Annotated in this window: 21 protein-coding genes and 1 pseudogene; 14 read left to right on the top strand and 8 right to left on the bottom strand. The window is 54.7% G+C overall.

The window, feature by feature from the left end; translation table 11 throughout:
- Positions 1-10 precede the first annotated feature (10 nt).
- The 10 genes and pseudogenes from fliJ (at position 11) to rcsA (ending at position 6788) form a co-directional block, all read left to right on the top strand.
- Positions 11-454, top strand: coding sequence for a flagellar export protein FliJ (gene fliJ, locus PUZ33_RS10570; RefSeq protein ID WP_013097733.1), 444 nt, complete (start codon positions 11-13; stop codon positions 452-454).
- Positions 451-1686 carry a flagellar hook length control protein FliK gene (gene fliK, locus PUZ33_RS10565; RefSeq protein ID WP_045903213.1) on the top strand — a complete coding sequence of 412 codons (1236 nt, stop codon included), beginning with the start codon at positions 451-453 and terminating at the stop codon, positions 1684-1686. Before fliJ ends, fliK begins: the two co-directional genes overlap by 4 nt.
- A gap of 106 nt (positions 1687-1792) precedes the next feature.
- Entirely contained in the window at positions 1793-2263 is a 471-nt protein-coding gene (gene fliL, locus PUZ33_RS10560; RefSeq protein WP_014832480.1) for a flagellar basal body-associated protein FliL, read from the top strand.
- 4 nt (positions 2264-2267) lie between these two features.
- Positions 2268-3272, top strand: coding sequence for a flagellar motor switch protein FliM (gene fliM, locus PUZ33_RS10555; protein ID WP_014832481.1), 1005 nt, complete (start codon positions 2268-2270; stop codon positions 3270-3272).
- Complete coding sequence (fliN, locus tag PUZ33_RS10550) at positions 3269-3682, top strand: flagellar motor switch protein FliN (RefSeq protein ID WP_008500318.1); 414 nt, start codon at positions 3269-3271, stop codon at positions 3680-3682. The genes fliM and fliN overlap by 4 nt, the downstream gene beginning before the upstream one ends.
- A gap of 2 nt (positions 3683-3684) precedes the next feature.
- Positions 3685-4059, top strand: a complete 375-nt coding sequence (gene fliO / locus PUZ33_RS10545) for a flagellar biosynthetic protein FliO (RefSeq protein ID WP_038419977.1) — start codon at positions 3685-3687, stop codon at positions 4057-4059.
- Positions 4059-4796 (top strand): flagellar type III secretion system pore protein FliP, encoded by a 738-nt coding sequence (fliP, locus tag PUZ33_RS10540; RefSeq protein ID WP_013097738.1) that lies wholly within the window; start codon positions 4059-4061, stop codon positions 4794-4796. Before fliO ends, fliP begins: the two co-directional genes overlap by 1 nt.
- 10 nt (positions 4797-4806) lie before the next feature.
- Complete coding sequence (gene fliQ, locus PUZ33_RS10535; RefSeq protein WP_008500315.1) at positions 4807-5076, top strand: flagellar biosynthesis protein FliQ; 270 nt, start codon at positions 4807-4809, stop codon at positions 5074-5076.
- Positions 5077-5083: 7 nt separating this feature from the next.
- A pseudogene (gene fliR / locus PUZ33_RS10530) lies at positions 5084-5885 on the top strand (flagellar biosynthetic protein FliR).
- A 279-nt stretch (positions 5886-6164) separates the two neighbouring features.
- A complete protein-coding gene (gene rcsA / locus PUZ33_RS10525; RefSeq protein ID WP_013097740.1) occupies positions 6165-6788 on the top strand; it encodes a transcriptional regulator RcsA in 624 nt (207 codons plus the stop codon).
- An 88-nt stretch (positions 6789-6876) separates the two neighbouring features.
- Here rcsA and dsrB read toward each other — a convergent pair whose 3' ends face one another.
- Entirely contained in the window at positions 6877-7065 is a 189-nt protein-coding gene (gene dsrB, locus PUZ33_RS10520) for a protein DsrB (protein ID WP_013097741.1), read from the bottom strand.
- A gap of 128 nt (positions 7066-7193) precedes the next feature.
- Between dsrB and yodD the strand changes: the two genes are divergently transcribed.
- Positions 7194-7421: a YodD family peroxide/acid resistance protein gene (gene yodD, locus PUZ33_RS10515; protein WP_013097742.1), complete on the top strand. Its 228-nt coding sequence runs from the start codon at positions 7194-7196 to the stop codon at positions 7419-7421.
- A 270-nt stretch (positions 7422-7691) separates the two neighbouring features.
- Positions 7692-8522, top strand: coding sequence for a mannosyl-3-phosphoglycerate phosphatase-related protein (locus tag PUZ33_RS10510; RefSeq protein WP_038979683.1), 831 nt, complete (start codon positions 7692-7694; stop codon positions 8520-8522).
- On the opposite strand, the gene dgcQ is transcribed toward PUZ33_RS10510, so the two are convergent.
- The 3 genes from dgcQ to PUZ33_RS10495 all read right to left on the bottom strand — a co-directional run bounded on the left by dgcQ (position 8507) and on the right by PUZ33_RS10495 (position 11462).
- Complete coding sequence (dgcQ, locus tag PUZ33_RS10505) at positions 8507-10207, bottom strand: cellulose biosynthesis regulator diguanylate cyclase DgcQ (protein WP_062676645.1); 1701 nt, start codon at positions 10205-10207, stop codon at positions 8507-8509. The genes PUZ33_RS10510 and dgcQ overlap by 16 nt on opposite strands.
- Before the next feature lie 73 nt (positions 10208-10280).
- Positions 10281-10463 (bottom strand): YodC family protein, encoded by a 183-nt coding sequence (locus tag PUZ33_RS10500; RefSeq protein ID WP_013097745.1) that lies wholly within the window; start codon positions 10461-10463, stop codon positions 10281-10283.
- 78 nt (positions 10464-10541) lie between these two features.
- Complete coding sequence (locus PUZ33_RS10495) at positions 10542-11462, bottom strand: DUF808 domain-containing protein (RefSeq protein ID WP_170942733.1); 921 nt, start codon at positions 11460-11462, stop codon at positions 10542-10544.
- A gap of 169 nt (positions 11463-11631) precedes the next feature.
- On the opposite strand from PUZ33_RS10495, the gene yedA reads away from it, so the two are divergent.
- Positions 11632-12546, top strand: coding sequence for a drug/metabolite exporter YedA (gene yedA / locus PUZ33_RS10490; RefSeq protein WP_058681710.1), 915 nt, complete (start codon positions 11632-11634; stop codon positions 12544-12546).
- Here the strand turns inward: yedA and PUZ33_RS10485 are convergent.
- From PUZ33_RS10485 to drpB, 4 genes are all read right to left on the bottom strand, one after another.
- Positions 12506-13009 (bottom strand): very short patch repair endonuclease, encoded by a 504-nt coding sequence (locus PUZ33_RS10485; protein ID WP_023619809.1) that lies wholly within the window; start codon positions 13007-13009, stop codon positions 12506-12508. The genes yedA and PUZ33_RS10485 overlap by 41 nt on opposite strands.
- On the bottom strand, positions 12990-14405 hold the full coding sequence (locus PUZ33_RS10480; protein WP_058681711.1) for a DNA cytosine methyltransferase: 1416 nt from the start codon (positions 14403-14405) through the stop codon (positions 12990-12992). The genes PUZ33_RS10485 and PUZ33_RS10480 overlap by 20 nt, the downstream gene beginning before the upstream one ends.
- A 61-nt stretch (positions 14406-14466) precedes the next feature.
- Entirely contained in the window at positions 14467-15168 is a 702-nt protein-coding gene (locus PUZ33_RS10475; protein ID WP_058681712.1) for a phosphohydrolase, read from the bottom strand.
- 51 nt (positions 15169-15219) lie between these two features.
- Positions 15220-15489, bottom strand: a complete 270-nt coding sequence (gene drpB, locus PUZ33_RS10470; RefSeq protein ID WP_029882559.1) for a cell division protein DrpB — start codon at positions 15487-15489, stop codon at positions 15220-15222.
- A gap of 432 nt (positions 15490-15921) precedes the next feature.
- Between drpB and PUZ33_RS10465 the strand changes: the two genes are divergently transcribed.
- Positions 15922-16995 (top strand): porin, encoded by a 1074-nt coding sequence (locus PUZ33_RS10465; RefSeq protein ID WP_038419991.1) that lies wholly within the window; start codon positions 15922-15924, stop codon positions 16993-16995.
- The last annotated feature ends 26 nt before the right edge of the window (positions 16996-17021 follow it).

Genomic DNA, 17021 nt, shown 5'->3' with positions numbered 1-17021 from the left:
GGCGACGGTCATGGCGCAAAACAGCGCGTTATCAACGCTGAAAGATCTGGCTGAAAAAGAAGTTGATGATGCCGCATTGCAGCTTGGCGCAATGCGACGCGGGTGCCAGCAGGCTGAAGAGCAGTTGAAGATGTTAATCGACTATCAGCATGAGTATCGCACCAACCTCAATACCGATATGACACAGGGCATTGGAAGCCAGCGCTGGATTAACTATCAGCAGTTTATTCAGACGCTGGAGAAGGCGATAGAACAGCATCGCCAGCAGCTTCAGCAATGGACCCAAAAAGTCGACACCGCGCTGAATTTCTGGCGCGAGAAGAAGCAGCGACTGCAGGCCTGGCAGACCTTACAGGACCGGCAGATTGCCGCGGCGACGCTGGCGGAAAACCGCCAGGATCAGAAAAAAATGGATGAGTTTGCCCAGCGCGCATCAATGAGGAAACCGGAATGATCACACTGCAACAACTGCTGATGACCGACAGCGACCTGTCAGGCGGCATGCAAACGGGGAAAGGCACCGACGGTGCGCAAGACTTTCTTTCTCTGCTGGCGGGCGCGTTAACGGACGCCAGCGGTCAGGGCAAAGATGCGCCGCTGACGCTGGCCGACCTGAAGGCGGCTGGCAGCAAGCTGTCAAAGGTCGCGAAGGACGCCGGGGGAGAGTCCACCCTGCAGGCGAAAATTGCCGATCTGCTCGCGCGTCAATCCACGCAGGCTGGCGATGAAACGGCGCAGACGACGCCGCTGCAAACGCTGGTCTCCGGGCTGATGCCTGCCGCTAAGGGCGATGCCCTGAAGACGTTGACCACGGCGAATAGCGCCGATAACAGCAAAACCGAACTGAGCGAAGAAGAGCTGGCGGGCTTAAGCGCGCTGATGGCCATGCTGCCGCACCAGCAGACCTCCACGCCGGTCACGGCGAAAGGCGCGGGCAGTGAGGGACTCAAAGCAACGTCAGCCCTGACCGCCACGACGCTTACGCAAAACGGCACGTCTGCACACGCACTGGGCAGCGCCCTGACGGGCAAGGATAACGCGCAGCCGTCTTTCGCCGGGCAGGCGCAAAACGTTGATCCGTCCCTGCCGGCCAACGCACCGGCGACGCCAGCGCTCGCCGTCGCGGCCGAGAAACAGGATCTTGCCAGCGCGTCTTCGTCTTCAACACCAACCGCCACCCTGGCGCCGATTGTCTCCAGCCACGCCACCGCGCAGCCTGCCGCAACCGTTGCCACCGCACCGGTGCTGAGTCAGCCGCTCGGCACCCACGAATGGCAACAGAACCTGAGCCAGCACATTACGCTGTTTGCGAAGCAAGGACAGCAAACCGCAGAGTTGCGCCTGAACCCGGAAGATCTGGGCCAGGTGCACATTTCGCTGAAGCTGGATAATGACCAGGCGCAGCTGCAGATGGTGTCTGCGCACGGCCACGTGCGTGCCGCACTGGAAGCCGCCCTGCCGGTACTGCGTACGTCACTGGCGGAAAACGGCATTCAGCTTACGCAAAGTAGCGTCAGCAGCGAGAGCTTTGCCGGGCAGCAGCAGTCTTCGTCCCAGCAGCAACAGCAGGCGTCGCGTTCCGGCCAACATGGCGGATTTACTGAAGAGAGCGATGAGTTGCTGCCGACCCCGGCAGCCCTGCAATCCGCTGCGAGCGGCAACCGCGCCGTAGACATCTTCGCCTAAACGCCAGAGGTAGCGTGATTATCCCCGTCTTTTCCACGCTTTGACGTCAGCCGGACACGGGATAATCACCATATTAAGCTGTACCGAAACAGGAAGCTCGTATCAGATGACTGACTCCGCGATCACCAAAAAAAGTAAGCGTTCCATCTGGATCCCGCTGCTGGTGTTAATCACGCTCGCCGCCTGCGCTACCGCGGGCTATAGTTACTGGCGCATGCAGCAGAAACCTTCTACTGCTGCGGCCAAAGCCGAACTGCCACCTCCGCCGGCACCGGTGTTCTTCCCGCTGGATACCTTCACCGTCAACCTCGGTGATGCGGATCGTGTGCTGTATGTCGGCATCACGCTGCGCCTGAAAGATGAAGCCACCCGTTCCCGACTGAACGATTACCTTCCGGAAGTGCGCAGCCGTCTGCTGCTGCTGTTCTCTCGTCAGGACGCTTCGACGCTTGCCACCGATGAAGGTAAGCAAAAGCTGGTCGACGCTATTAAGCAAACGCTGGCAACCCCGCTGGTGAACGGCCAACCTAAGCAGGAAGTCACTGACGTTCTGTATACAGCCTTTATTCTGCGGTAACGACATGGGCGACAGTATTCTTTCTCAGGCAGAAATCGATGCGCTGCTCAACGGCGACAGCGATAAGAGTGATGATCCACAACCGGGTATTGGCGGCGATAACGATATTCGTCCCTATGACCCGAATACCCAGCGTCGCGTGGTACGTGAACGTCTGCAGGCGCTGGAGATCATTAACGAACGTTTTGCACGTCAGTTCCGTATGGGGCTGTTTAACCTGCTGCGTCGTAGCCCGGATATCACCGTGGGTGCGATCCGCATTCAGCCGTATCATGAGTTTGCCCGCAACCTGCCGGTGCCAACCAACCTTAACCTGATTCATCTGAAACCGCTGCGCGGCACAGGGCTGGTGGTATTTTCCCCAAGCCTGGTGTTCATTGCGGTGGATAACCTGTTCGGCGGCGACGGGCGTTTCCCGACTAAAGTGGAAGGTCGTGAATTCACCCACACCGAACAGCGCGTCATTAACCGCATGCTGAAACTGGCGCTGGAGTCTTACAGCGACGCGTGGAAGGCGATTAACCCGCTGGAAGTGGAGTACGTACGTTCTGAGATGCAGGTGAAATTTACCAATATCACCACCTCTCCGAACGATATTGTCGTCAACACCCCGTTCCACGTGGAGATCGGTAACCTGACCGGCGAGTTTAATATTTGCCTGCCGTTCAGCATGATCGAACCGCTGCGCGAGCTGCTGGTCAACCCGCCGCTGGAGAACTCACGTCATGAAGATCAGAACTGGCGTGAAAACCTGGTGCGCCAGGTTCAGCACTCTCAGCTTGAGCTGGTGGCGAGCTTTGCCGATATCCCGCTGCGGTTATCCCAGATCCTGAAATTACAACCCGGCGACGTTTTGCCGATAGAAAAACCCGACCGCATTATTGCCCATGTGGATGGTGTCCCCGTGCTGACAAGTCAGTACGGCACAATTAACGGCCAGTATGCGTTACGCGTTGAGCACTTGATCAACCCGATTTTGAATTCGCTGAATGAGGAACAGCCCAAATGAGTGACATGAACAATCCGTCCGATGAAAACAGCGGAGCACTGGACGATCTGTGGGCTGACGCGTTAAACGAGCAAAAAGCGACCCCGGCCAAAAGTGCAGCGGATGCCGTCTTCCAGCAGTTAGGCGGCGGTGATGTCAGCGGTACGCTGCAGGACATCGACCTGATTATGGATATCCCGGTTAAGCTGACCGTTGAGCTGGGCCGCACCCGCATGACCATTAAAGAGCTGCTGCGTCTGACGCAGGGTTCCGTCGTGGCCCTCGACGGTCTGGCCGGTGAGCCGCTGGATATCCTGATCAACGGGTATCTGATTGCTCAGGGTGAAGTGGTGGTCGTGGCCGATAAATACGGCGTGCGTATCACCGACATCATTACCCCGTCTGAGCGCATGCGTCGTCTGAGCCGTTAAGAATGAAAACCCAGGCAACAGTATCACAACCTTCTGCCGTTCCCGGCTCACCGCTGCTCCAGGTGAGCGGTGCGTTGCTCGGTATTATTGCCTTTATTCTTATCGCCGCCTGGCTGGCGAAGCGTTTTGGCCTGGCGGGTAAAACCGCCGGGACGCGCGGTCTGAAGGTCAGCGCCAGTACAACACTGGGGCCACGCGAGCGCGTGGTCATCGTAGACGTTGAGGACGCACGGCTGGTGCTGGGCGTCACCGCGTCAAACGTCAACGTTTTACATAAACTGCCGCCCGCCCCTGCTGTCAGTGATGAGCGTGCAGAAGCCCCTGCGGATTTCCAGTCCGTCATGAAGAGTTTGCTTAAGCGTTCCGGGAGATCCTGATGCGCCGTTTGTTATCCCTGACGCTCGCGGGCGTTGGCCTGTTTGCTCCTGCGGTTTATGCGCAACTGCCCGGTCTGGTTTCAACCCCTCTGGCGGGCGGCGGACAAAGCTGGTCGCTCCCGGTTCAGACGCTGGTGTTCATCACCTCGCTGACCTTTATTCCGGCGATCCTGCTGATGATGACCAGCTTTACCCGCATCATCATTGTCTTTGGCCTGCTGCGAAACGCGCTGGGTACCCCGTCCGCGCCGCCAAACCAGGTGCTGCTGGGCCTGGCCCTGTTTTTGACCTTTTTTATTATGTCGCCGGTGATCGATAAGATTTATACCGACGCCTACCAGCCGTTCAGTGAAGATAAAATCTCCATGCAGGAGGCGCTGGAGAAAGGCGCGCAGCCGCTGCGTGAATTCATGCTGCGCCAGACGCGCGAAGCGGATCTGGCCCTCTTTGCCCGCCTTTCCAACACCGGGGAGCTGCAGGGCCCGGAAGCCGTGCCGATGCGCATACTGCTGCCTGCGTACGTCACCAGCGAGCTGAAAACCGCCTTCCAGATTGGCTTTACCATCTTTATTCCGTTCCTGATTATCGACCTGGTGATCGCCAGCGTACTGATGGCGCTCGGTATGATGATGGTACCGCCAGCCACCATTGCCCTGCCCTTTAAGATCATGCTCTTTGTGCTGGTCGACGGCTGGCAGCTGCTGGTCAGTTCGCTGGCGCAGAGTTTCTACAGTTGAGGAGCACGCAATGACGCCAGAATCGGTCATGATGATGGGCACGGAAGCGATGAAAATCGCGATTGCCGTTGCCGCGCCGCTGCTGCTTGTCGCCCTGGTGACCGGTCTGATCATCAGTATTCTGCAGGCCGCCACGCAGATTAACGAAATGACGCTCTCGTTCATTCCGAAAATCATCGCCGTGTTCGTGGCAATCATTGTTGCCGGGCCGTGGATGCTCAATCTGCTGCTGGACTACATGCGTAACCTGTTTACCAATCTGCCGTACATCATCGGCTGACGCGACGATGCTCCATTTTACCAGCGACCAGTGGATTCAGTGGCTTGGGGTCTATTTCTGGCCCATGCTGCGCATCCTGGCGCTGATCACCACCGCCCCGATTCTGAGCGAGAAAGCGATCCCGAAGCGGGTCAAAGTGGGGCTGGGCATCATCATCACCATCATCGTTGCCCCTTCCCTGCCTCCGGTGAATGTTCCGATCTTCTCGGCCAATGCGGTATGGGTGGCGTTGCAGCAAATTCTGATTGGCGTGGCGGTTGGTTTTACCATGCAGCTGGCCTTTGCGGCCGTGCGCACCGCCGGGGAACTGATCGGCCTGCAGATGGGGCTATCGTTCGCCACGTTTGTCGACCCCGGCAGCCACCTCAACATGCCGGTGCTGGCGCGCATTATCGATATGCTGGCGATGCTGCTTTTCCTGTCGTTTAACGGCCATCTGTGGCTCATCTCCATGCTGGTGGACACCTTCCACACGCTGCCCATTGGGGAAAACCCGGTTAACAGCAATGCGTTCCTGGCACTCACCCGCTCCGCAGGGCTGGTGTTCCTCAACGGATTGATGCTGGCGCTGCCGATCATCACCCTGCTCCTGACCGTGAACCTGGCGTTGGGTTTACTCAACCGCATGGCCCCGCAACTGTCGGTGTTCGTCATTGGTTTTCCGCTGACGCTGACGGTGGGAATTTTATTAATGTCATTGCTAATGCCACTTATCGCCCCCTTCTGTGAGCATTTATTCGGCGAGATATTCAACCTCTTAGCGGATATTGTCAGCGAGCTGCCACGTAAATAATAGTCCTCACAGTTGATATTGTCTTTCTGAGGATATTCCTAAAATAAAACACGAAAAACATCTTCCAGGATATATCTGACGCGGTTTAATTGTTTCTAACCACCTCACAATACTTAATATTTACTTTACTTTAAGATGATTCCTGGCAAATTATACGTAACTTTACGGGATAGTGAGTCCGCCTGAAAGTCTTTGTCATGCTCACAGGTTTATTAATTTTTTCCATCCCGTATGGCTGTTTATGAGCTCTCAGGCAGATGGTGAATTATCGTTACGCATTGAGTGAGGGTATGCCATGTCAACGATCATTATGGATTTATGCAGCTACACCCGGCTAGGGTTAACCGGGTATCTGGCAAGCAGAGGGGTAAGAAAGAGAGACATCAACGACGCACACACCGTTGAGGAGCTCGCAGCCGCTTGTGATGAACTCAAACCAGGCGTGGTGTTTATTAATGAGGACTGTTTCATTCACGATCCAGCCAACAGTCAGCACATTAAGCAAATCATTAATCAGCATCCTAAAACCCTGTTTATTGTTTTTATGGCGATCGCAAATATCCATTTCGATGAGTATTTGTTAGTCCGTAAAAATTTATTGATCAGTTCTAAATCGATAAAACCAGAGTCGCTGGATGACATTCTGGGGGATTATTTGAATAAGGAAGTTAAGAATGTAGGAGCGGTTAACTTACCCACCCTATCATTAAGCAGAACTGAATCAAGCATGCTGCGAATGTGGATGGCCGGGCAAGGAACGATTCAAATTTCAGACCAGATGAATATTAAAGCGAAAACCGTTTCGTCACATAAAGGAAATATTAAAAGGAAGATTAAAACCCATAATAAGCAAGTGATCTACCACGTTGTCCGCCTGACCGATAATGTGACGAACGGGATTTTCGTCAACATGCGTTAGTTGCATAAGACCTTGAGTACCCTACACGATCTCTGGCCTGGCCAGAGATTTTTGCTTTTACGGGCGCTGTCGGGCACCCGATGCCGTGTTACTCCGCTTTTTCCACAAAGATGCCATCCGGATGCCCCAGTTCGTTAAAGAACCAGATGCCGAGCGGGTAGTCTTCCAGTGATACCAGATACATTGTACCTTCACTAAACTCTTCAATTGCCAGTACCACCCCCGGGCGGCGCGGTCCACCGTCCGTTTTGACAGTAACCCGATCGTTAACCTTCATACGTTCCTCCTGTGGTTTTGAGCCAGTGTAGAACAAAACGCAAAATCACACATCGCCACGGCGCGCGAATGGCGTTTTTGTGTTCAGTCTATAATCAATGTTGGACACGGTTGAATGAGGACCCCGAAATGAAGACCGATAAAGAGTACAGCGACACCATCAAACGCGAGGTCGAAGTGGATGTCGATGCCCTGTTGGCCGCCATCAATGAGATCAGTGAGTCAGAAGTTCGTCGTACGGATGACAACTCTGACCGGGTCATCGTCAACGGAAGGGATTATCACACCTACCGTGAACTGGCCGAGGCCTTCGAGCTTGATATCCATGACTTTAGCGTGTCTGAAGCGAATCGTTAGGACGAAAAAAATCCCGGTCATGGGGATGGCCGGGATCAAACTTGCTTATGCAAGAAGCACTTGAAAATTCGTTACACCAGGAAATCTGATGTAGTCGAAACACTATCCTCAACGATTTTGCCTGACAAGCATATATTCTCGTGGCGAATATTATATTTTTTAAACGTGAATTTTTGTTATGAGCAGCAAGGTACGTCGAATGCGGGTTTGGCGGGATCGGTTCCGCACGTTTCCCTTCCGACAGTCCTATTTTTTTAGGAATATTCTTAGATGAAGCGCTATTCGCAATCGGGAGCTGCACGGCCTTCCCTGCAGGACACCCTGCTGATTTTTTCCGACCTGGATGGTTCGTTGCTGGATATTCATACCTACGCCTGGCAGCCGGCAATGCCCTGGCTGGATAAGCTGCAGGATTTTCAGGTACCGCTCATTCTGTGCAGCAGCAAAACCGCAGCGGAGATGCAGGATATTCAGCAGGATCTGGGCCTCGAGGGGTTACCCTTTATTGCCGAAAACGGCGCAGTCATCCAGCCCGATGTCCGTTGGGAAAAGGCGCAGCGCCATACTATGGGAATGCTCCACCGCGACATTCGCCCGTACATCGAGCAAATCCGCCTGCAGGCAGGGTATAAATTCACCACCTTTGACGATGTCGATGACCGGGTGATCGGCGAATGGACGGGGCTGAGCCGCTATCGTTCCACGCTTGCGCGTAAACATGAAGCCTCTGTCACGCTCATCTGGCGCGACACCGATGAGAAAATGGTGCAGTTTGAAGAGGAGCTGGCGCAGCGCGGTCTGAAATGCCTGCAGGGTGCCCGCTTCTGGCACATTCTGGACGCCCGCTGCGGAAAGGACGTGGCGGTGAACTGGCTCATTGCGCAGTATCGCGAACAGGAAGGCATCATGCCCACGACGCTCGGGCTGGGCGATGGTCCGAATGATGCGCCCCTGCTCGACAGCGTCGACTTCGCGGTGGTGATCAAGGGCATTAACCGCCAGGGCATCACGCTGCGCGACGATAACCCTGCCCGGGTGTATCACACGCAGCAAGCAGGACCGGCGGGCTGGCATGAAGGGCTGGATCACTTCTTGTCGTGATCGTCCCAGACCACCTGGTTGCGGCCGCGCTGTTTTGCCAGATACAGCCGGGCATCCGCTATCGACTGCAGTTGTTCGAAGTCGTAATTCCCCTTCTCCTGCGCGCAGCTGACCCCCATCGACGCGCTGATACGCAACGTCGTGCTCTTTTTCACCAGGATCTCTTTGCTGTCGATGCGTGAGCGAATACGTTCCGCCACCGCTCTCGCCTCCTCCAGCCCGATCCCCGGCAGGACCACGCAAAACTCTTCCCCGCCCACGCGCCCGGCAACGTCGTTCTTACGCAGGGCGCTGGCAATCAGCCCCGCCGCATGAGACAGCACCTTATCTCCGGCCTGATGGCCGAAGCGGTCATTGATGCTTTTAAAATTATCGAGATCGATCTGCACCACCGAGAACGGCAGCGACTGCGCCTGACATTGCGCGGCCAGCGCTTTTGCCCGCTCGAACAGCGCCCCACGGTTATGGAGGCGGGTGAGCGGATCGTGCCAGGCCTGCCACTGCAACGAGTGCTGGAGCGTGTACATGTTGCTGACCATCCGGCGGATCACCAGCCAGGAGATCAGCAGCATGGCGGTGAAGAGCGCCCACAGGAGCGCCAGCACGATACTGATGCTGCCGAAGTCGCCTTTTACGCCTTCATGCAGGGTATGGACCCGCAGGATAACCCCGTCAAAATGGTCGAGCCGCTCCCAGCTGACAAAACGGCTGCCAAGCCGGATCCCGCCGCCGGTATCGCTCTCAATGGCATGGGCAATCTGCGCCGTTTCACGCTCATCAAAATGGTTGGCCTCGCTTGTGGACGCTTCAGAAGAGGCAATCATATTGAGTCGGGTATCATACAGCTGATATTCGCCCTCGGCGTGGTCATCCGTCGCGTCGGCCAGCAGACGTTTCATGGTATTGAGAGAAAAATCCATCGCCACCACGCCGTAACAGTAATGGTCAAAATAGATGGGTACGCTGGCGGTGATCATGCGCTCGTTGCCCGTCCAGGTTGACGGTGTGGAGATAAACCACAGTACCGCGCGCGCACGGTTATTACGTTCCGTTTGCTGCGTAAACCAGGGCTGGGTCACCAGATGGTAATAGCGCGGGATGATATCGGCGCTCTGTGCAGGCGTATCCGTGGAGAGGTAAAACCCGGCCCGGGAGACATAGACTACCCGCTCTTCGCTGCGCATGACCGGAGAGGCCAGCCTGAGCAAATACCCCACTTCAAGCGCAGCAGACACTTCATTATCGAGAAGTTCATTGTCGCGATTGAGGAGCGTGGTTTTTTCAACAAAAGCATCCGAAACGCCGTTGATGGGCAGCGTGCGTTTTGTATCCACGGCAAGCTGCCAGAAAGGACGCGTCCGGTCTGCATTGAAGCGTGTCACCGCAGCACGCAGGACATCAAACGCCAGCGGTGTCTGGAGCGCATCGCGCATGCTCTGGCGGAAAAACAGCAGTTTGTCCACGCTGAACTGAAGCTGTCTGTCCAGCGACGTGGCCACCGTTTCCAGATGGTTGCGCTGGCTTGAGATATAGGCATCTTCCAGCACCACCACTTCACGCCAGGTGAGGAGGGTCGAAAAAACCAGTACCACCAGAAAACAGAGATTAACAATCGCACCTGGATTGCTACGCTTATGCAGCCATTGCAGAAAAGTTCGTCTTACAACAAAAGTATCACGCTGCACACATACTCCCTGATCGCTTCCTTACACCCGATACTTGATATAAAAACGCCCGGCAAGGCCGGGCGTTAAGTGATTAAGCCTTGTCACGCTTTTGCCGCCCGTCACCCGGCTGAAGCTCATCTTCACGAAACGCTTCCCGCTTGATGCTGTAACCGTCATGCCACCGACACTCCACCATTCCGCTGGAATAGCCGGTGACAATCATACGTGGGCCGCCCTTCTTAGGCTTAACTTCATCACTGACCAAAAAGACCATACCTGCCTCCTGTATCAGGGTGAAACTGTTTCAATTTAGACGAGGAATGGCCTTTTTGCATCCTGGCGCGGGTAACAATTAGTGCGCCGTACCGCGCAGCTTTTCTACCAGCTTCACTGCGGCGACCACGATACTGCCCACAATAAAGCCCAGCACCAGATTAAGCAGCGTAGGCAGAATGGCCGCCACCACGGCGCCCTGCTGTGCAGCAAAATGTTCTATCGCATGGTGCAGCGGCGCAATACCATGTACCACAATCCCACCGCCGACAAGGAACATCGCCAACGTCCCCACCACGGAAAGACTCTTCATCAGCCACGGGGCGAGCACCAGCAGGCTTTTACCAATCCCTTTCGCTACCGCGCTCGATTTCGCTTCCAGCCAGAAGCCAATATCATCGAGTTTAACGATAAGCCCTACCAGGCCGTAAACCCCCACCGTCACCAGAATGGCGATCCCGGAGAGGATCAGCACCTGATTCAGCAGCGGCGATTCAGACACAATACCCAGGGTAATGGCCACAATCTCCGCCGACAGAATAAAGTCGGTACGAACGGCGCCCTTGATTTTATCGCGTTCGAAAGTTTTTGGATCCTGCGCCGCCAGCGCTTCCAGACGCTGCTGGCGCATTTCTGGCGTGTCGTGCTTCTTCCTCGCGGCGAAGGAGTGCAGCACCTTCTCTACCCCTTCAAAGCATAAAAATGCGCCGCCAATCATCAGCAGCGGCGTAATCGCCCAGGGGATAAAGGCGCTGATCAGCAGCGCCAGCGGCACCAGAATCACCTTGTTGAGGAATGAGCCTTTCGCCACGCCCCATACTACCGGCAACTCGCGGTTAGCCCGCACCCCGCTTACCTGTTGCGCATTTAGCGATAAATCATCCCCCAGAACCCCTGCTGTTTTCTTCGCCGCCAGTTTTCCCATAACGGAAATATCGTCCAGCAAGGTGGCAATATCGTCCAGCAATGTTAATAAGCTACTTCCCGCCAAAATGACTATCCTTCTTTTTTTGCTAATTAAGTGAATAGTATGGAACAAAACCGCACACCCGGAAACAGGCACATTGCGTCAACAAAAATTTCACAGCAACTACACAATTAAAGGGCTCGCCAGCCCGGTAGTTTTGGCGTTTACTATGAGCGAACTTTTTATTTCGTCGTGAGGGACTATGCGTTTTCGGCACTTACTACCACTCATCGGGGCGCTCTTTTCGCTGTATATCATCTGGGGGTCAACCTACTTCGTCATTCGCATTGGGGTGGAAAACTGGCCTCCGCTGATGATGGCGGGTATCCGTTTTCTCTCGGCTGGCGTCCTGCTGATGGCCTTCCTGCTGCTGCGCGGACATAAACTCCCCCCGCTGCGCCCGATGCTGAATGCGGCGCTGATTGGCCTGCTGCTGCTGGCCGTGGGCAACGGCTTTGTCACCGTCGCTGAACATCAGAACGTGCCCTCCGGTATCGCCGCGGTGGTGGTCGCCACCGTCCCGCTGTTCACGCTCTGCTTTAGCCGTCTTTTCGGCATTCGCACCCGCAAGCTGGAATGGCTGGGTATTGGAATTGGGCTCGCCGGGATCATTCTGCTCAACAGCGGCGGCAACCTGAGCGGTAACCCGTGGGGGGCCGTGATTATCCTTATCGGATCCATGAGCTGGGCGTTTGGCTCCGTCTACGGTTCGCGTATTGAGCTGCCGTCCGGCATGATGGCGGGCGCCATTGAGATGCTTGCCGCAGGGATCGTGCTGCTGATCGCCTCCACGCTGACGGGCGAAACGCTGACAACCATGCCGGATCTGTCTGGCTTCCTCGCCGTGGGTTATCTGGCGCTGTTTGGCTCCATCATTGCCATTAATGCGTACATGTTCCTCATCCGTAACGTGTCTCCGGCGGTCGCCACCAGCTACGCCTATGTTAACCCGGTCGTGGCCGTGCTGCTGGGAACGGGACTCGGCGGTGAAACGCTGTCGCCGGTTGAATGGCTGGCGTTGGGCGTGATTGTGTTTGCCGTGGTGCTGGTCACGCTGGGGAAATACCTGCTGCCCGCTAAGCCTGAGGTGGTGCCGTGTCAGGTGGAGAAACCGTAAACGGATGAATACCCTGAGTGTCGATCTGCGCGGTCTGACCGCCGCCGCAGATCCACTCTTCCAGCCGTTCGGTCAGATCCCGATCGTTCAGCTTCAGTCTGCCGCGTAGCGCACACTCCCACACCACCAGCACCCGCCATCCCTGTTCGACAAGCGTGGCGATATCCCGCCGATCGCGCTGGACGTTTTTGCCAATCTTCTCCAGCCAGAAATCGGTGCGCGTCGCCGGGACTTTAAACAGGTAGCAGTCGTGACGGTGCCAGAAGCAGCCGTGGGTAAAGATAATGCACTCATAGGCATCAATGACGAAATCAGGACGCCCGGCAAGTGCGGCATCCTGCACCCGAAAGTCAAAGCCTGCCTCAGTCAGTAGCCCGGCGAGGCGTTTCTCAATCGCCGTATCACGCGTGCCGATGGCACGCATGTTTTTACTGCGCGTCGCCTTATTGTGCACATCCGTCATTGACGGCCTCACTCTGGCGCAGGGCAACCGCCTGTTTAATGCGTGAGGACAGCAGTTTCGCCACCGCCGCAAAGGCGGGCACCACCACCGAGTTGCCAAACTGTCGGTAGGCCTGGGTATCAGAGACCGGAATGCGGAAGCTGTAACCCTGCGGCGTCTCAAACCCCATCAGCCGCGCGCACTCGCGTGGGGTTAAGCGACGTGGACGATGACGCTGATTCTCAGGGTTATCAAAGTCTTTCTCGCCCAGCGCTTTGTCCCAGCCACGATCGATCAGGATCTCCGCACCGTCTTTGTAATAGCGCGCGGACAGGGTACGGGTGACACAGTGCGGATCGTTCGGGTTGACCAGGCCAAAACCAAAACCGTTGCCTTTTGCCTGATGCTTTTTGGCATAGCGATAGAGGTACTTCCACAGCACCGGGGTGAGGATAAATTTCGCGTCGACGGCGGGCTCCAGAAGATCGGCGACGGACGGACGGCGCGCCGGATAGAGCGACGGGATATCCCGCAGGGTAAAATCACCTTTCAGGTTGAGATCGCGGCGGAACCCGACCAGCACAATACGTTCCCGGTGCTGGGGCAGGAAGTATTTCCCGTCAATGATTTTCGGATCATCGGCACCCATATCCTGGGAATCCGCCACGTCGTAGCCCAGCTCATCCAGCGTCTGCATAATAATGCGGAAGGTTTTACCGCCGTCATGACTCTTTAAATTCTTGACGTTTTCCAGCACAAAAATGGCCGGACGGCGGGCATCGATAATACGGGCGACATCAAAAAACAGGGTTCCCTGCGTATCGCAGGCAAAACCGTGGGCACGCCCGAGGGCATTTTTCTTCGATACCCCGGCAAGCGAGAATGGCTGGCACGGGAAGCCCGCCAGCAGTACGTCATGCGCCGGGATGTTCTGGCGAATATGCTCTGCCGCCTCTTCATCGCTCACGCCGCTTTTATGGCTCAGCGTGACATCGCGGATATCCGCGTTGAACTGATGCGCCTCCGGGTCACAATACCAGTTAGCTTTATAGGTGCGGACAGCATGTTTATTCCACTCGCTGGTGAAGACGCACTGTCCGCCGATGGCTTCAAATCCGTGTCGAATGCCCCCGATACCGGCAAACAGATCGATAAAGCGGAAGGCATAATGGGGATGGGCGGCGGAAGGACGCGGAAGCAATGTTTGCAGATAACGAAACTCGTCGTCGCTCAGGCGATGCCCTGCCCGCTCGCTGGTGATAAGTCTCTTAATGATTGCCGGGCTCCAGTGGCCCTCACCGTGTGCCATGAGCTGGCTGGCGAGGGTTTTGGCATCATAGATATCCAGCAGCTGGCGCAGCAGCGCCTGCACCGTTGCCGTTGATTTCTCAGCCTGCTCAGGTGCGGGCTCACTCACTGATCGATTTTCCTGCATTCTTTTAACCGGACAATAAAGACTGGAAACAGATTACCACAGTTCAACGGTGCAAACTGCGGCGGAAGCGGCTCAGTACCTGGCTATCCAGCCCCAGGCAGTCACCCTGTAATTCGGCACTCAGTTTTGCCATAAACTGGATGAGAAAATCGGCGTTGTGGCGTGCCAGCTCGCGCCCCATTTCTGTTTGCATTGTATCAGGCAGGCGCAGCAGCTTGGTCTGAAAATGGTCGAGGGCAAACGCCCGGTCATCAAGGGTTCGCGCGTCAGCAAAGGGATCGTGTGCGTCAAAAAGCGGCACGCCCAGCGCCCCCGAAACGGCAAACACGCGCGCCAGGCCAATCGCCCCTAACGCTTCCAGCCGGTCAGCATCCTGCACAATTTTCGCTTCCAGACTCTGCGGCGCGATCCCGGCGCTGAAGCTGTGCGCCTCAATAGCATGCGCCACGGCGTCAGAATGCGCGGGGGGAAAGTCCGGGAAGTCGCGATGCAGGATCTCACGCGTTTTACGCGCTGCCAGGTGGGATGACTGGCCGCGTTCAGGATGGTTTTTCGGCAGGCTGACAATATCGTGGAAATAGCAGGCGGTCAGGATCACCAGCGGCTCGACCGCCTGGTTAGCCATGATTTTTTGCGCCGTCATCCAGACGCGACGAAAGTGCGAAATATCATGCGCGGTGTCGTCGGTGGTGTGGTTTTCCCCGAGCCAGCGCTCAAAACGTTGCTGCCACTGCGTAAGTTCCATCATCACGTCCTGTTGTTAAAATGGTTACAATAGCAACTTTCCCGGACGCTATCACGAGTTGTCCTGACGGGGACGGGTGTACCACGCAATCCCACCCAGGATCAGGCCGACCGTGCCCAGCACCAGAAACCCCAGCAATGCCCCAAGCCATTTGCCGCTGGTCGACCCCAAATCCCCTTCCACTGCCGCATTCGGCAGCGACGGTATTTTACTGATCACCCAGATATACCGGGCCATCGCCCAGACAAAGTAACCGCAAAAAGCGTAAAACACCCACAGGGCCAGTTTGCCTCCCAGGCTGCGTTCGATTTTTCGTTCCATCTTTCACTCCACGGTCACTGCCGTACCGTTTGCACATGCTTACTCTAGTTTTGTGACAATTATCACATTTTGGCATTAAACCCTGTCCTGTGTGAAGGTTTCTGACGCTCAGTTTGCCTTAAGTTGATCCTAGGCAAGGTTACAGAAGAGGACGACTGGTGAGTGTTTAATTCGGAGAAATATAATTAAGGCTAATAATAGAATTTATAAAATAACCACGAAAAATACTTAACAATAATTAACCAATATATATTTCAAATTATAATTCATGAGAAAAATAAATCGACACTTAGAAATATTTAGTAATATTTTTACCCATTTAATTACATTTATTATTGAACTTAAACCCCCTCTCCTGGAATAGTATCGACGCTGTAGTTGCGGAGCGTGATTACATATATTCATATAAATTATCTCTAAAGGGAATATATAATGAAAAGAAAAGTATTGGCCATTCTTGTACCCGCGTTATTAATGGCTGGCGCAGCAAATGCCGCTGAGATTTATAACAAAGACGGTAATAAACTTGATTTCTATGGAAAGATGGTTGGTGAACGCATCTGGTCCAACACTGATGAAAGCAACAGTGAAAATGAAGATACGTCATATGCCCGTTTTGGCGTAAAAGGCGAAACGCAAATTAATAGTCAACTGACCGGTTACGGCCAGTTTGAATACAACATTGAAGCCAGCAAGCCTGAAGGTGAGCAGGACGAAAGTACACGTCTGGCCTTTGCGGGTCTGAAATTCGCAGACTACGGTTCATTCGATTATGGCCGCAACTACGGCGTGGCTTATGACGGCGCGGCGTATACCGATATGCTGGTTGAATGGGGTGGCGACTCATGGGCTGCCACAGATAACTTTATGACTCAGCGTACCAATGGCGTTGCGACCTACCGTAACACCGATTTCTTCGGTATGGTTGAAGGTCTTAACTTTGCTGTTCAGTACCAGGGTAAAAACGATAACCGCAATGAATTCAAAGCAAATGGTGATGGTTACAGCATGTCTGTGAATTATAACCTTGATGGCTTTGGTTTCGTTGGCGTCTACGGTAAATCCGATCGTACCGATGAGCAATCTGCTGACGGTTATGGCGATACGGCGGAAGTTTGGTCTCTGTCTGCTAAATATGATGCAAACAACGTTTATGCTGCGGTGATGTACGGTGAAACCCGTAATATGACTAAAGTTGGATATAACGCCTTCGCCAATAAGACCCAAAACGTTGAAGCCGTTGTTCAGTATCAATTCGACTTTGGTCTGCGTCCATCCCTGGGCTATGTATATTCACAGGGTAAAGATCTGTATGCCCGTAATGGCTATAAAGGCGTTGACGCTGACCGCGTAAATTATATTGAAGTGGGTACCTGGTACTACTTCAATAAAAACATGAACGTTTATACTGCCTATAAATTTAACCTGCTGGACGAAGAAGACGGTGCCATCACTGGCAACGCAACTGACGATCAGTTCGCGATGGGTATTGTTTACCAGTTCTAATCCCCCAAAACACCAAAGGCCGCAAT

Source organism: Enterobacter cloacae complex sp. 2022EL-00981, assembly GCF_028737495.1.
Classification (GTDB): Bacteria; Pseudomonadota; Gammaproteobacteria; order Enterobacterales; family Enterobacteriaceae; genus Enterobacter; species Enterobacter cloacae.
The sequence above is the reverse complement of the archived record's forward strand: the minus strand, read 5'-3'. Positions and strand labels throughout refer to the sequence as shown.

Coding starts and splice junctions, on each gene's coding strand:
- fliJ (WP_013097733.1), top strand. CDS start 11: ATGGCGCAAAACAGCGCGTTATCAACGCTGAAAGATCTGGCTGAAAAA.
- fliK (WP_045903213.1), top strand. CDS start 451: ATGATCACACTGCAACAACTGCTGATGACCGACAGCGACCTGTCAGGC.
- fliL (WP_014832480.1), top strand. CDS start 1,793: ATGACTGACTCCGCGATCACCAAAAAAAGTAAGCGTTCCATCTGGATC.
- fliM (WP_014832481.1), top strand. CDS start 2,268: ATGGGCGACAGTATTCTTTCTCAGGCAGAAATCGATGCGCTGCTCAAC.
- fliN (WP_008500318.1), top strand. CDS start 3,269: ATGAGTGACATGAACAATCCGTCCGATGAAAACAGCGGAGCACTGGAC.
- fliO (WP_038419977.1), top strand. CDS start 3,685: ATGAAAACCCAGGCAACAGTATCACAACCTTCTGCCGTTCCCGGCTCA.
- fliP (WP_013097738.1), top strand. CDS start 4,059: ATGCGCCGTTTGTTATCCCTGACGCTCGCGGGCGTTGGCCTGTTTGCT.
- fliQ (WP_008500315.1), top strand. CDS start 4,807: ATGACGCCAGAATCGGTCATGATGATGGGCACGGAAGCGATGAAAATC.
- rcsA (WP_013097740.1), top strand. CDS start 6,165: ATGTCAACGATCATTATGGATTTATGCAGCTACACCCGGCTAGGGTTA.
- dsrB (WP_013097741.1), bottom strand. CDS start 7,065: ATGAAGGTTAACGATCGGGTTACTGTCAAAACGGACGGTGGACCGCGC.
- yodD (WP_013097742.1), top strand. CDS start 7,194: ATGAAGACCGATAAAGAGTACAGCGACACCATCAAACGCGAGGTCGAA.
- PUZ33_RS10510 (WP_038979683.1), top strand. CDS start 7,692: ATGAAGCGCTATTCGCAATCGGGAGCTGCACGGCCTTCCCTGCAGGAC.
- PUZ33_RS10500 (WP_013097745.1), bottom strand. CDS start 10,463: ATGGTCTTTTTGGTCAGTGATGAAGTTAAGCCTAAGAAGGGCGGCCCA.
- yedA (WP_058681710.1), top strand. CDS start 11,632: ATGCGTTTTCGGCACTTACTACCACTCATCGGGGCGCTCTTTTCGCTG.
- PUZ33_RS10485 (WP_023619809.1), bottom strand. CDS start 13,009: ATGACGGATGTGCACAATAAGGCGACGCGCAGTAAAAACATGCGTGCC.
- PUZ33_RS10475 (WP_058681712.1), bottom strand. CDS start 15,168: ATGGAACTTACGCAGTGGCAGCAACGTTTTGAGCGCTGGCTCGGGGAA.
- drpB (WP_029882559.1), bottom strand. CDS start 15,489: ATGGAACGAAAAATCGAACGCAGCCTGGGAGGCAAACTGGCCCTGTGG.
- PUZ33_RS10465 (WP_038419991.1), top strand. CDS start 15,922: ATGAAAAGAAAAGTATTGGCCATTCTTGTACCCGCGTTATTAATGGCT.